The sequence below is a fragment of the Pseudomonas sp. R4-35-07 genome (assembly GCF_003852235.1).
Taxonomy (GTDB): Bacteria; Pseudomonadota; Gammaproteobacteria; order Pseudomonadales; family Pseudomonadaceae; genus Aquipseudomonas.
Genome location: NZ_CP027732.1, coordinates 2244733 through 2257919 on the forward strand (window position 1 = coordinate 2244733; position 13187 = coordinate 2257919).

General features: G+C 49.8%; 12 protein-coding genes. 11 read left to right on the forward strand and 1 reads right to left on the reverse strand.

Annotated features, from left to right (window positions below; genetic code table 11):
• Window positions 1-358: 358 nt before the first annotated feature.
• Entirely contained in the window at window positions 359-1498 is a 1140-nt protein-coding gene (locus tag C4J89_RS10450; protein WP_124406851.1) for a hypothetical protein, read from the reverse strand.
• A gap of 994 nt (window positions 1499-2492) precedes the next feature.
• On the opposite strand from C4J89_RS10450, the gene C4J89_RS10455 reads away from it, so the two are divergent.
• The 11 genes from C4J89_RS10455 to C4J89_RS10505 all read left to right on the forward strand — a co-directional run bounded on the left by C4J89_RS10455 (window position 2493) and on the right by C4J89_RS10505 (window position 13186).
• Entirely contained in the window at window positions 2493-3260 is a 768-nt protein-coding gene (locus C4J89_RS10455; protein WP_164484526.1) for a helix-turn-helix domain-containing protein, read from the forward strand.
• Window positions 3261-3271: 11 nt separating this feature from the next.
• Entirely contained in the window at window positions 3272-4897 is a 1626-nt protein-coding gene (gene sctC / locus C4J89_RS10460) for a type III secretion system outer membrane ring subunit SctC (RefSeq protein ID WP_124362254.1), read from the forward strand.
• Window positions 4897-6030: a type III secretion system gatekeeper subunit SctW gene (sctW, locus tag C4J89_RS10465; RefSeq protein WP_256657473.1), complete on the forward strand. Its 1134-nt coding sequence runs from the start codon at window positions 4897-4899 to the stop codon at window positions 6028-6030. The genes sctC and sctW overlap by 1 nt, the downstream gene beginning before the upstream one ends.
• A gap of 20 nt (window positions 6031-6050) precedes the next feature.
• Complete coding sequence (locus tag C4J89_RS10470; RefSeq protein ID WP_124403747.1) at window positions 6051-8105, forward strand: EscV/YscV/HrcV family type III secretion system export apparatus protein; 2055 nt, start codon at window positions 6051-6053, stop codon at window positions 8103-8105.
• A gap of 9 nt (window positions 8106-8114) precedes the next feature.
• Window positions 8115-8519: a hypothetical protein gene (locus C4J89_RS10475; protein WP_124403748.1), complete on the forward strand. Its 405-nt coding sequence runs from the start codon at window positions 8115-8117 to the stop codon at window positions 8517-8519.
• The gene (sctN, locus tag C4J89_RS10480) at window positions 8516-9808 is read left to right on the forward strand and encodes a type III secretion system ATPase SctN (protein WP_124403749.1); all 1293 of its coding nucleotides are present in this window, start codon (window positions 8516-8518) and stop codon (window positions 9806-9808) included. Before C4J89_RS10475 ends, sctN begins: the two co-directional genes overlap by 4 nt.
• An 86-nt stretch (window positions 9809-9894) precedes the next feature.
• Entirely contained in the window at window positions 9895-10350 is a 456-nt protein-coding gene (locus tag C4J89_RS10485) for a hypothetical protein (RefSeq protein ID WP_124362258.1), read from the forward strand.
• The gene (locus tag C4J89_RS10490) at window positions 10338-11336 is read left to right on the forward strand and encodes a hypothetical protein (protein ID WP_124406852.1); all 999 of its coding nucleotides are present in this window, start codon (window positions 10338-10340) and stop codon (window positions 11334-11336) included. The genes C4J89_RS10485 and C4J89_RS10490 overlap by 13 nt, the downstream gene beginning before the upstream one ends.
• A complete protein-coding gene (locus tag C4J89_RS10495; protein WP_124403751.1) occupies window positions 11333-12250 on the forward strand; it encodes a FliM/FliN family flagellar motor switch protein in 918 nt (305 codons plus the stop codon). The genes C4J89_RS10490 and C4J89_RS10495 overlap by 4 nt, the downstream gene beginning before the upstream one ends.
• A complete protein-coding gene (locus tag C4J89_RS10500) occupies window positions 12240-12911 on the forward strand; it encodes an EscR/YscR/HrcR family type III secretion system export apparatus protein (RefSeq protein WP_124403752.1) in 672 nt (223 codons plus the stop codon). Before C4J89_RS10495 ends, C4J89_RS10500 begins: the two co-directional genes overlap by 11 nt.
• An 11-nt stretch (window positions 12912-12922) precedes the next feature.
• Window positions 12923-13186, forward strand: a complete 264-nt coding sequence (locus tag C4J89_RS10505) for an EscS/YscS/HrcS family type III secretion system export apparatus protein (RefSeq protein ID WP_124362262.1) — start codon at window positions 12923-12925, stop codon at window positions 13184-13186.
• The last annotated feature ends 1 nt before the right edge of the window (window position 13187 follow it).

A 13187-nucleotide genomic window follows, 5' to 3' on the forward strand; every position in this document is an offset into this window, starting at 1 on the left:
ACCGAATTGAATCTGCTTCAGCAGTTTTTATCCATTGACCTGTTGCAAATATCTCTAAGCTTAAGTCGAGCGGGGAGAGAAGAATATTTGATTTCAGGTGTGTGATTTCCTGACGGGTAGGAGCATTTTTATACATGACGTCTAGTTAGTTGGCCAGCCGTTCTCAGTTGAGATATTTTGCCTTCAATCTGAGTCCGGCCTGCCGCAGGAGCGTAATGGGTGAGCGCGAACCAGGCTGACGCTAAACGATCTTAATCCTGTGGTATACAGAGCTCAGACTGCTCAGACCTCGACGTGCAATCATTCGGTTTTGTGAGTGAAGAAGATATGCCTCTTCAACTCCAATTCTAGCGAAGGCTTAACTGGCTAGTTCAGCTCGTTTTTTAATTAGATTGCTTGAGGTCGTGTCAGGTTTGTGATTTGGCACGTTCGGTAAGCTCAGCGCTTCTTGTGAGAATACATTAAATTTGTCGCTTGATTTAATGCCGGAAATGGCGATATTTATTTCTTTAGCCTTAGCAAGCTGCGCCTGCATAGTGTTTTCAATATTTGATTTTAATTTTAGAATTTTATTGTTTGTGAGTTCTAGGATCGTATTGGTATCGGTGATAACTTTATTTGTCATATGTAACAGCTGTATATGATCGATTCTATCAGCGAGTTCGACCGCATTCTCACGTTGGTTTTGTAGTTCAATAATACTCTTTTCAATAAGATTGGCTTTATATGGAATAGACTGCAGCTCCGAAAAATTTGATTTATATGAGTTTACCAGTGGCTGGGTATTGTCACTAACGAGATCTTTCCTGCGTTCGGCAACCGTAATAACTGAGAGCGCTAAAACTTCTCGGTGATCTAGCAGGCTACTTTCCAGAGTCTTGATTTCGGTATTTTTCCTTGACATCTTCCCCTCAAGCGCTGAAATGCTTCTATCGGCATTACCCCAGGCTGGCGACAGTGAGCCCCGCTCACCATACATGTCGATTATGTTGCTTTTAGTTTTTTGATGCGAAGCTATTTTTTGCTTAATAGCATATTTATCCCCATTCAAGTTATTGATTTTTTCTTCTAGTTTAAGGATGTTGGAAAAACCACTACCCAACTCATTCAAAACCCCCCCAACTTCAGCTCTGAATTCAATACCTATATTGTTGTGAAGAATAGAATTTGAAATTTTCTGCACATGCTCATGGTGCCCATTCATCATTTTCTGCAGTCCAGTCAGTTCATTTTTCGCTTGGGTTATTCCTTTGTTGTATATTTCTACAGCGCTAAGTGCATGCGTCTTCGCAAGATTTGTATTGACCTCTTGAGGCATAAACTGCTTCAGTTCAGGGTGCTTTCCAACTTTCCTCGAAAGTAACTTTACGATTTTTTCGGGAATGTTTTGTGTTTCTTTCAGGCCCTCAGCAATACGTAACGTTCTGCCTGAAGAAATGTTGCCTCCCGTTATATTGTGAAACTTGATGCTGATACGATCTGTGACACTTAGCGACATAAATTCCCACTTGTTCGATTCGTTAATTGATGAGCCAGGCAAGTACTAAACTATTTAAATTTCTCCAATATTTCAGTAATAGAGTTAAGTCCATATGCTTGGCTGTGGCGAAGCAGCATTAAATTGTGTTTTGGGGCCTGGGTAGAGTATAAAATCGCATAGGTCAGTAAATTCCGTCAGGTATTTTCTATTGTGTCAGCCAAAAAACTTAAAGTTGCATAAAGCGATTCAGCTAGCATTGCTCTTGCGTCTAGTTAAACCTCGGTTTTTAATACCTGCATGAATGATGCGTATGAATGAAATCATCCTTGAGGATGTGGGATTTCTAACGCGGTTCAATTTTTGAGTAGTGCCTTCGCTAAGAGTATGAGACGCTTCTCGATTCAGCAAGGAAATTTCTATATAGTGCATGGAGGTTTCTGTGGGCTCGCATGTTCATAGCAGCACAGGTCTGTGCATAATCACACTTTGGAAAATATGACATCTAACTCCTCGTAACATGTGTCCATTCTAATTTTTTATTCGTGTGCGGAAGGGGTGCGATTGTTCTATTGGTGGAATACGTCCGCTGCAGTTGCAGTTGTGATAACTGCTCCCCTGAGACGTCTGCGTTGAAATTTCTCATGGGGCAAGGGAAATTTCCGAAGCGATTATAGGGGTTTCTCGATAGAGCGGCAGGTATTTGCATGCAATAATTAATGAGCTGGCCGATGGTGTATTGTTAACGTTGCTTATGGCCGCCGTCAGGAGCAACAAGGTGAAAGCTGCCTCTACGGTTAGAGAGCGGTCGAGCAATGATTTAGTAATCTCTTAATTATGTGTTCAGGTTCCCCGGGGAAGAATTGTTTCGTATCTTGCGGATGGGTGGGGGCAGGTTTCAGTGATGGACGAGCTGGGTAGATCATCATACTTTTTTGGTGCCATCATAATCTACTCAAGTTTTATTGCTGATTAATAAGTATGCTTATGTTTGCTTAGGTTGATGGGTATCAATATGTCTATATATGAAGGTTCTTCCGTACGTACGGGAAGCTCATGGCCTACAGATTTCGCATCGGTCAAAGATGGGCTTTTTGCTTGGCGTTTGACTGTCGGGACTGAAGACATATCCCTAATCAATGTTTCATCTGAGGACGCATGCCAAGAGCACTACGATTTTTCCGCCGGGTGGCACGGCTTGCTGGTCGGCACCGGGTTTGAGGTGATTTGCGGTGCAGGCCATGTGCAGTCTGTGAGCCTCGCTACGTTGGCTCGATTGCAGTTGTTCATTGATCAGTCGGGAGTGCTGCCTGGCGAAGATGTAATTACATCGCAGTCGTTTAATTCTATTGCCCTGGAAATTACCAACTGGCAATCAGATATTGAGTCTTGGTACCTAGAGCAAGGTTGGTGTGCTTCGCACAGTTATTTGCGGTTGGCGGCCTACCTGCGCCGAACGGAGGCCTATGGGTTGGTCAGCTTTTTATGGGGTAGTGGCACCGGTGCCGAAAAGTTGCACAGTTTGGCCAAGCGTTATGGGGTGTCAGTGCCTCATTTTCGCCGCTTATGCCGTCGAGTTATTGGGAAAACCACCAAAACCCAATTGCGTGATTGGCGTCTTGCCCGTGCATTAATGGATTTGACAGAAGGTAAACATACGCTTGTCGAGATTGCTTTGAATCACGGCTTTTCTTCTTCCGCACATTTTTCTCGGGAAATGAGTGAGCTGCTTGGGGTGTCACCGCGAGGCTTGTCTGATATCACCAAGTTGGCAGCTAAATGAACAGTGTTATAATGAAGTTACATACTAGATTAGGCTTGGGGTTTTTGTTTTTTCTAACCTCGGTTACCAGTGTATATGCCGCTGACGGGTACGTTGCGCGGCAAGATAATTTGCGAACCTTTTTTGAGGCCTTCTCAGGCGAGCTGGGGAAGCCGGTGGTCGTGAGTAAAGGCGCTGCACGCCGAACAATTACCGGAGAGTTCGTATTCAAGCAGCCTGAGGTTTTGCTAGGAAAGCTGTCTCGACAAATGGGCTTGATCTGGTATGACGATGGTCAATCGATCTATTTGTATGAGGCCTCTGAGGCAAAGAGAGCGGTTGTTTCCTTGCATAATATAACAGTGACGAAGCTCAATGCTTTTCTGCGACGTTCTGGCCTGGATGATGCGCGGTTCCCTTTACGCAGCGATGGCCTACGTACTTTTTATATTTCCGGGCCACCCATTTACGTAGATTTGATTAGCCAAGCTGCCAAGCTGATGGATGAGAACAGCTCGGATCTTGAACTGGGGCGACAGCGTATTGGCGTGATTCGTCTGCAGAATACATTCGTCGGCGACCGCTCGTATGCGCTGCGTGACAACAATGTGGTTATTCCCGGTATGGCAACCGTTATTGAGGGTTTGTTGCGTAATGAACAGCGGGCGGTTGAGGGGGTGGATTCGACCCGACCGGGCTCAACAAAGCTGTCGGATTTTACGCTGAAGGAGCTGGCAGAGAAAGCTCCGCAAGACGCGAGCGAACTGCCCCGTATTATTCCAAGGGAACTAGCGGCCGGGAATATTCGTGTCATGGCTTATCCAGATAATAACAGCCTTTTGGTCAAGGGCTTGCCTGAACAAGTGCGCTTTATAGAAAATCTTGTAGGGGCCCTAGATGAAGAGAAACGCCATGTTGAACTTGCGTTGTGGATTATTGATCTGCAAAAAGAAGATCTTGATCAGTTAGGCGTGAGCTGGCAGGGCTCGGCAAACTTAGGTGGGAATATCTCTGTTTCCCTAAATGGAGGTTCTCTCAGTACCCTAGATGGTCAGAGCTTCGTCGCATCGGTGCTTGCACTGGAGCGAAAAGACCGGGCTCGTGTGGTTTCACGTCCCGTGTTACTTACCCAGGAAAATACGCCGGCCATCTTTGATAATAATCGTACGTTCTATACGCAGCTGATCGGTGAACGCAGTGTGGAGCTGCAGCACATAACGTACGGTACCTTGGTCAGCGTGTTGCCACGGTTCTCTGCTGATAATCAGATCGAAATGTCGTTGAGTATTGAAGACGGCAATGAAGTTAAGCAGGCAGAAAACGGAACCCAAGGTGCTATTTTACCTACAGTAGGGCGCACCCATATCAGTACAGTGGCGCGTGTGCCTGCTGGTAAAAGCCTGTTGGTGGGTGGTTACACTCGAGACGAGAGCGGTGAGCAAATAGGGCGGATCCCTGTGCTCGGTTCTATTCCGTTTATTGGGCGCTTGTTTAGTTATCGGCAGTCCCGGCAAACGAATACTGTTCGGGTCTTTTTGATCGAACCGAAGGAAATCACTTCCCCTCTTGAATCACATGGAGATGTGCTGACTGGGACAGCGAACTCCGGGCGTTGGGGTGCAGAGGATGCCAAGCTTCTGAAGGCGTTAGGCCGCTGATGGTTACCTCTATACCCTCGGCCGGGCGCTCTCCTCAGCATCAACAGCAACTGCATATCAAGCGAGAAAGCCGAGAAGCGAAAGCGCAACAGTCTCAGGCAGCGGCCGAGAATGGAGCTGATTCCCAGATTGAGGACACCTCGCCAGGCGCGCAACTGCAAAAATTTATGCAGAGCGTTGATGAGCTTTCAACAGGGATGCGCAGTTTGTTGAATCGTCGTCGCTTTGAGAGCAAAGGAGAAAGTCTTAGCGATAGTTTTGAGCGTGTACTCGAAGAAGACCTTCTTCCGAGGGTCCAACAGATTTTAAGTATTGCCAAATCGGGCGGGCAGTCGCTTGAACTATTGCTTCAAAAAGCACGTAGCCTGTTCGCTGATGACAGCGACCTGGCGCTGGTTCTGAGTGAATTATTGCGGCGTCGAAATCTGGATAAGGCTCAGCGCAAACAGCTTGAGCAGATGCTGGAAACATTGGTGGTCCAAGCGCCGCCCAAGCGTCTGCGGGCGGGTATCAATTGCGCGTTGAAGGCAAAACTGTTTGGCAAGGCAATGGCTCTCAAGCCGGGTTTTTTGCGCCAAAGCTACCGTGAGTTTCTTGAAAATGAACATGGGCCAGTCTTGGACTATGAAAATTGGATCGCGCTGTATGGTTATACGCAGCGTACCGTCGTGCTGGATTTTATCGAGGCGGCGCTGTTAACCGATATAGATGCTCAGGAACCGAGCTGTTCTAAAACTGAGTTTGGCGAGCTACTGAAGAAGCTGAATCAACTCAAATGCCTACGCTCGGCTGATCTTCTATTCGTGGGACGGATGCTCGGAGACGAAATAACCAGGCGTTACAACGGCTGCGAGTCTGACTGGTTGCTGTTCCTTATTGGCTTGTTGCAGGCGCCCGAAGAGTTGGACGAATTGCTGTATGGAGTGCTAGGGGAGGCGGTGATTCTGGCTGAACCGCATCAACGCGCGGCTTTACTGGGGGCGGTGCGACGCGGATGTTCTCTTTTGCCGCCAGCTTTATACGAGGATGACGAGATACCTGGTTTGCTGCAAGAGCGGTTTGAGGTCTTGATGAGCATCGCTTTTGAAACGGAAGTTTTAGCCCGGCGGCGCTGCTGCCCCGACAGTTTATAACGTGGAAGCACTACGCTCTTATGCTTAATTCTTTGCTACGCAATATTCAGTCGCGTCCGGAATTGTTGATCCTGACATTGATGATCATGATCATCGCCATGTTGATCATTCCATTGCCAACACCGTTGGTGGACTTTCTAATTGGCTTGAATATCGTCATTTCCATTTTGGTGTTCATGGGTTCTTTCTATATTGAGAGGATTCTTAATTACTCGACATTCCCTTCGTTGCTGTTGATTACAACCTTGTTTCGCTTGGCGTTGTCCATCAGCACCAGTCGCTTGATTCTCACGCAGGCTGACGCAGGCGATATCGTTGCGTCGTTCGGCCAGTTTGTGATTGGCGACAGCCTAGTGGTGGGGTTCGTCATTTTCTCAATTGTGACGGTGGTGCAGTTCATCGTCATTACAAAGGGTTCGGAGCGGGTTGCAGAGGTTGCAGCGCGGTTTTCCCTTGATGCGATGCCTGGCAAGCAAATGAGTATCGACGGCGATCTTAAGGCCGGGGCAATCACCTCTGACGAGGCGAGCGAACGAAGAAGTGTGCTGGAGCGTGAAAGTCAGCTGTATGGCTCATTTGACGGCGCCATGAAGTTTATCAAAGGCGATGCTATCGCCGGGATAATCATCATTTTCGTCAACTTCATCGGCGGTATCGCCGTCGGTATGGCGCAGCTGGGGATGGACCTTTCAACCGCGCTTTCGACATTCACCATGCTGACCATCGGCGATGGATTAGTCGCCCAAATACCGGCTTTGCTCATCGCTATCAGCGCTGGCTTTATTGTGACCCGCGTCAATGGTGATGATGCGAATCTAGGCCGAAACATTGTTGCCCAGGTACTTGGCCATCCATTTGTGATCGGCGTAACTGCGGTGTTGGCCCTGGCTGTAGGCTTGCTTCCTGGTTTCCCTACACTGACATTTGCCGTACTGGCACTGGCGCTGGGGTTATTACTTTTTTTCCGTCACAGGGCTACGCTCAAGGCGCAGACCGGTACCTCATCCGATTCGGGTACGGCAGAGGGTAGTGCCAGAGAGGAAGGTGCACTGGGTTTGATCGAAGATTTGGAAGCCACTGCGAGTGAAACCGTTCCTCTTATTCTCTTGGTCGCACCGACGCAAATAGAAGACTTGCGCGTGCACCGCCTTGGAGAGCGCATACGTAGCCAGTTCTTTATCGATTATGGAGTGCGTATCCCCGACTTGAGCCTGCGAAGTGTCGAAAATATGCCCGTTGACCAAGTATGTGTACTGATCAACGAGGTGCGCGCAGATCAGTTCGATATTCATTTTGAGCGGTTGCGCGTCCTTAACCATTCTGATGAGCTTGAAGGTCTGGGGCTGGACCTTACGGTGGGTCAGGACAGTAATAAGCAGGTCTCGATTTGGGCGGGGATGGAAGACAAGACACGTCTCGTCGCGCTGGGTTACGACCTGAGGCCTGCCTACGATGAAACCTATCATTGCCTGGTTGCGCTTTTGGCGCGCAACGTCAACGAGTTCTTTGGCGTGCAGGAAACCAAGACATTACTTGACCAGTTAGAGGCTAAATATCCCGACTTGCTCAAGGAAGTCTATCGGCATGCCAGCGTGCAGAAAATCGCTGAAATCCTACAGCGTTTGCTCTCTGAGCGTATTTCAGTACGCAATATGAAGCTCATTTTGGAAAGCATCGCCCACTGGGCCTCTCGAGAAAAAGATGTATTGACGTTAGTGGAACACGTACGTGGGGCATTGGCGCGTTACATCAGTAATAAATTTACCGTGCAGGGTAAGTTGCGGGCCCTGATGTTATCGGCAGACTTTGAGGATGTAGTGCGTAAGGGCATTCGGCAAACGTCAAATGGTTCTTTCCTAAACTTGGAGCCCACCGACAGTGATGGATTGTTGGATCGCCTTGTGCTGTCCATGGATCGAGTTAAAATTCCGCACAAGGATATGGTGATTCTCTGTTCTGTCGACGTGCGTCGCTATATTAAGCGTCTCGTTGAAGCGCGTTATCGGGAATTAGATGTTATGTCCTTTGGTGAAATTTCCGATAGTGTGTCGGTTGATGTTCTACAACAGATATAAGGATAAGTCATGAATTTAGATATTGGTGTGCTCGTACGAGGAGCATTGGAACATAGTGGCTGTACTGGGGGCCAGATCGGTAATTTTGATGGTTACTCTACTATTGCCTTGGAGCTGGACGGGCTGCCGAGCGTTTATATTGGTTCAGAAAATAATGACTTTTGGATCTGGTCTGAACTGGGTGAGTTTTCTGCTTCCCAGATATCCTACTGTTCGGATGCGCTGCTGACTGAGTTGATGCGTCCTTGCGACTATGCGCGTCCTCGGCAGGCACAGCTGCTGAATCTTGATGGTGTGTTGGAACTGCGAGTATTGCTCGGTGAGATGGCATTGGGCGATCCCCAACATATGGCCGCGGCGCTCGATCAATTCCTAGAAAGTCTTACAAATTGCAGTGAAGCTCTTCGTCAGTGAAGCGTAGGACAATACTGCGCTGCGGCGCTCATCCACAACGAGCCGCGGGGCCGATCCTAGAGGCGCGTTTACGCAATGTGGTTATTGGCGAGCTCTGTGAGGTGCGGCGACACTGGTTGGATGAGACGTCCGTCGCTAAGGCGCAAGTCATAGGCTTTCGCGCGGATACGGTTTTACTGAGCCTGTTGGGTGAAGCGCGAGGTTTATCCCGCGAATCCATCTTATTGCCCACGGGAGGGGGCGCCCAGCTCAATTGCAGCGCGCAATTATTGGGCACGGTCATTGACGCCAGTGGTCAAGTTGTCGAACGTCTGTCGGAGCCGGCAAGCGGCAGGGAGAGCGTGCTTCTACCACTGGATGCTGACCCTCCGCCTTACTTTCAGCGCCGATCAGTGCGTGAACCGCTGATAACCGGCATACGCACGATCGATGGCGTTTTAACCTGCGGTGTCGGGCAACGCGTGGGCATTTTTGCATCCGCCGGTTCGGGTAAGACTTCCTTGATGAATATGTTAATTGAACATTGTCAGGCGGATGTCTTCGTCATCGGTTTGATCGGCGAGCGAGGTCGTGAAGTGACGGAGTTTGTCGAGGCATTGCGCCTTTCACCCAAGCGCAGTCGCTGCATAGTCGTTTATGCAACCTCTGATCAAGCATCCGTTGATCGCTGTAATGCTGCGCTGCTGGCAACCACCGTTGCCGAATACTTTCGCGATCAAGGGGGGAGGGTAGTGTTGTTCCAAGACTCCATGACACGTTATGCCAGGGCTAGGCGAGACCTGGCACTGGCGGCGGGTGAGGCACCCGCTCGGCGGGGTTATCCAGCCTCTGTATTCGATTGTTTACCGCGCCTGCTGGAACGGCCAGGCGTAACAGAGAGCGGTAGCATCACGGCCTTTTGCACGGTACTGCTGGAAAGCGATGACGAACCTGATCCTATTGCTGAGGAGATCCGCTCTATCCTCGACGGTCATATCTACCTCAGCCGTACACTTGCGGAAAAAGGCCAGTACCCCGCGATCGATTTATTACGCAGTGCCAGTCGGGTTGCGGCTCAAGTTACTGATACCGACCATCAGCGCTTGGCAGCGAAATTGCGGGAGATGCTCGGGCGTCTTGACGATCTGCAGATACTGATCGATCTAGGCGAGTACAAGCCTGGGCTCGATGCTAAAAATGATTTCGTCATGGACCGTTCGGAGGCAATACGCGAATGGTTGTCCCAACCTATGGCTGAAGAGTGTGCGTGGAGCGAGACACTGGATAGTTTGCAACGCTTGGTGAGTTGATGTTCCCCAATCAATATCCAATCAAGACTTAAAGCGGCTTGACCCCCCAGTATTAGCTGCCGAGAAAGGCGGATACAGGAGCAGCTGTGAGCCATATTCATGGTATGACCCGCTTGCTGCGAGGTGTGGCGCAGCGCCAACGGCGCCACGAGGCCAACATGGCTCGGATTAGTGAGCGCATAACGCGTCTTTCAAGGCAAGTAGATGAAATGGATGAGCGTGTATGTAGTTTGAAGGCGTTATTAGCTTCTCATGATCCGAGCTCAAAACGGCTGGACAGGGGAGAGCTGTTCGAGGTCCAGCGCCGCCAAGCAGTTATTCGTCGCCAGATGCATGTGCTCGCCTTAGAGCGTTCTCGGTTGCTGGCCGATAAGCAGATAGTAGAACCGGAACTGGCCAACGCCCGTGAAGCGTACCTAGTGTGTGTGAAAAAGCAGCAGAAATACCAACATCGGCTGGTGCAACTTAAGCGTGCGCGTAGGCTCGCCGCATTGTGCCGTGATGAACTAGAACAGGAGGAGCTAACCCCATGGGCGAAGTAAATATCCCCCCGTCCCTCAGCATTAAAGTGGTCCCACTGTCTGTTGAGGATGACGCTATTGCGGATCAGCTCGACCAAGCTCTAGAGTTCGCAGTTAGGGAGGATGACTTGATAAAAGACCAAGTTGATCAACTGCCGGAAACATTGAGAGCGCTGTTGGCGCATGTCCCTGTTGTCTTCGCGGGCGGCGACCAAAATATGCTGGATAAGGCGCAAAAAGTACAGGTGAGTGTCGATGTACAAAAGAGTCCATTGAGCTCGATAAAAGCACCGGCAAATACGCAAGCACTGGAATCAGATGTTCACCACTCAAAGTTCGCAGTAGATTCGTTCCAACAGGTGGAGAGCCCAGCGCCGCGCTTGAAGTTTCATCGGCCAGCGCTTGAAGGTTTTGTAGAGGCGGGCGCTGCCGCCTCTAAGGTGAAAAGGATCGCCGTGGAAAAGCCAGTACATGAGCGAGTTTCGGCAGCGATACCAGTAATGAATGGCCCGGTGGAACGGGCATCGGGTGACCAGGTGGTTATTCACCAAGGCCTCGACGTCTGGAGCTTAGCCACAGCGCAAACCGCGACTAATGACACCCCATCACAACCTGAGCTTGTCCAGTCGATCCCTGCTGCGCGGTCAGGCGCTTACTTGAGTATTGGAAGTACTCCCTCCGAAATCGTCGGGCCTCAGCCGCGTACGCAGCTCCCAGGGGAGCAGCGCATACAAACGGAAGCTGCACCGATCGAAGGGGGGAGCAAACTCGTTTATGAGTTCAACTCTCCAAAAGCGTTTGGCCAAGTGGTGGTGCAACGACAGGAGCATGATTCCGGCATGCGGCTACAGATCAGTAGCAATGATCCAGGGCTTCATCGTGAGCTATTACACCACTTTCCGGCGGCGCGTGAGCCCTCCTGGCGATTGACTCAGGATCAAGGCCAGGGCGGAGGAAACGGGCATCGCTACGAAGAAGAAGAGTCGGCCGAGGAGCAAAGCGGATGAGACAATTGTCCTTGCGTCGTTACGATCCGAAAGAGCGCAACGACGAGCGTCTACTTGCACTTTGGGGTTCTGCTGGTAATGAGTTGAAGGCCGCTTCACTGTGCTCTGCTACGCAGTATTTGCATTTCGAGGCCGAGGCGCTGCAAGGCCGCTGGCGTGGTCTGTTGGAACCCCGTGAATGGCTGGCTGCGGCAGTACCTGGCCTCGCAGGCTATGCGCCGCAGGGGGTAACTAACGAACGTATTGTTGAATTATTTGCTGCATCGCCCCAACCGCTGGACTTGCCGTTTAATGAGTTGGCGATTAAACGTGTTATTTCGTGCGAGATACAAAGAGGAGCGGACTACGGCGTTAAAAAATTACCCAGTATACAGACCCCATTTGGTCAACTTTGGTTATCGGCCTTGCCTGAGATATTCACACCGATGAATAACTCGCTTGAGCGCAGACTAACGAAATTATCTTTTCCTATAAGTGTGGTACTTGGCTATACCGACGTGAGTATGCCCATCCTGCGTCGATTGGCTAAGGGCGGCGTACTGTTACTGGCCGATAAGGCGCAATACTTCACCATGGCGGGCCGTCGCCTTGGCCACTTTGATCTAACCGGAGAGGGAATACACGTGCACACGCTCGAAAAGACACATGAAAAAAACAGGCTTAATTCGGTCGTTGATCTGGGGCATTTACCGGTGCGCCTGGAGTTTGTGCTGCAAGAAAGCGTACTTGACCTCAGCGAGCTGAAAGCACTGAACGAAGGAGGGATTCTGCCCCTCGTGCCAGGTGCTGAGCGGAGTGTTGAGCTGCGAGCCAATGGCCTTCGCTTGGCGCGAGGAGAATTAGTTCAACTCGATGGCAGCCTGGGCGTTGAGTTAATGGAGTTGTTTATTGAAGGTAACGAGCATGTCGAATGACATCTCAATGATTGCACTGCTGTCGTTCGCGACACTGTTGCCATTTCTGATTGCGTCAGGAACCTGCTATATAAAGTTTTCGATCGTTTTCGTCATGCTGCGTAACGCCTTAGGGTTGCAACAAGTACCCTCAAATATGACATTGAACGGCGTCGCGTTGCTGCTCTCGTTTTTCGTAATGATGCCAGTGGTGCATTCAGCTTATAGCTATTACCAGGAGCACCCGGTTAGTTTCAACAGCGTCGACGCAGTCGTCGAGTTCACCGATACCGGTCTGCAGGAATACCGTGTCTATTTGGAAAAACACACCGATCCTGAGTTAACGCAATTTTTTGAACGCGCCCAGCTTGAGCGAGAGGATCGAGTAGAGAGAGAGCAAGGTTATGCCGACGCCGAGGCGCCGCGTGCCTCTTTATTTTCGTTGTTGCCAGCTTATGCGCTAAGCGAAATAAAAAGTGCCTTTAAAATCGGATTTTATTTGTATCTTCCCTTTGTCATTGTTGATCTTGTAATTTCAAGTATCTTGCTGGCATTGGGGATGATGATGATGAGTCCGGTAATTATATCGGTCCCGATAAAGCTCATTCTATTCGTTGCATTGGATGGCTGGACCCTGCTTTCCACAGGGCTAATTGGTCAATATCTTGAATTGACTTTTTAGGGAGACGCCCAATGAACGATTTGGTATTTGTCGGGAACAAAACGCTTTATTTGATCCTCATGCTTTCTGCCCCTCCCGTGATTGCCGCGACGGTGGTGGGGTTGCTGGTTGGTTTGTTCCAGACAGTGACCCAGTTGCAAGAACAGACGCTCCCCTTCGGTTTCAAATTGCTGACGGTCAGTTTATGTATGTTTATGTTGTCTGGCTGGTACGGGCAAACGTTGCTCAACTTTTCTCGTGAAGCGTTCCGCTTGGCGTTGCGCCATACAGGTTAAT

Bases quoted from the DNA above. Each gene is read 5' to 3' on its own strand.
- C4J89_RS10470 (WP_124403747.1), top strand. From the start codon at position 6,051: ATGCTTAATTCTTTGCTACGCAATATTCAGTCGCGTCCGGAATTGTTG.
- C4J89_RS10450 (WP_124406851.1), bottom strand. From the start codon at position 1,498: ATGTCGCTAAGTGTCACAGATCGTATCAGCATCAAGTTTCACAATATA.
- sctC (WP_124362254.1), top strand. From the start codon at position 3,272: ATGAAGTTACATACTAGATTAGGCTTGGGGTTTTTGTTTTTTCTAACC.
- C4J89_RS10495 (WP_124403751.1), top strand. From the start codon at position 11,333: ATGAGACAATTGTCCTTGCGTCGTTACGATCCGAAAGAGCGCAACGAC.
- C4J89_RS10475 (WP_124403748.1), top strand. From the start codon at position 8,115: ATGAATTTAGATATTGGTGTGCTCGTACGAGGAGCATTGGAACATAGT.
- C4J89_RS10505 (WP_124362262.1), top strand. From the start codon at position 12,923: ATGAACGATTTGGTATTTGTCGGGAACAAAACGCTTTATTTGATCCTC.
- C4J89_RS10490 (WP_124406852.1), top strand. From the start codon at position 10,338: ATGGGCGAAGTAAATATCCCCCCGTCCCTCAGCATTAAAGTGGTCCCA.
- C4J89_RS10500 (WP_124403752.1), top strand. From the start codon at position 12,240: ATGTCGAATGACATCTCAATGATTGCACTGCTGTCGTTCGCGACACTG.
- C4J89_RS10455 (WP_164484526.1), top strand. From the start codon at position 2,493: ATGTCTATATATGAAGGTTCTTCCGTACGTACGGGAAGCTCATGGCCT.
- sctW (WP_256657473.1), top strand. From the start codon at position 4,897: ATGGTTACCTCTATACCCTCGGCCGGGCGCTCTCCTCAGCATCAACAG.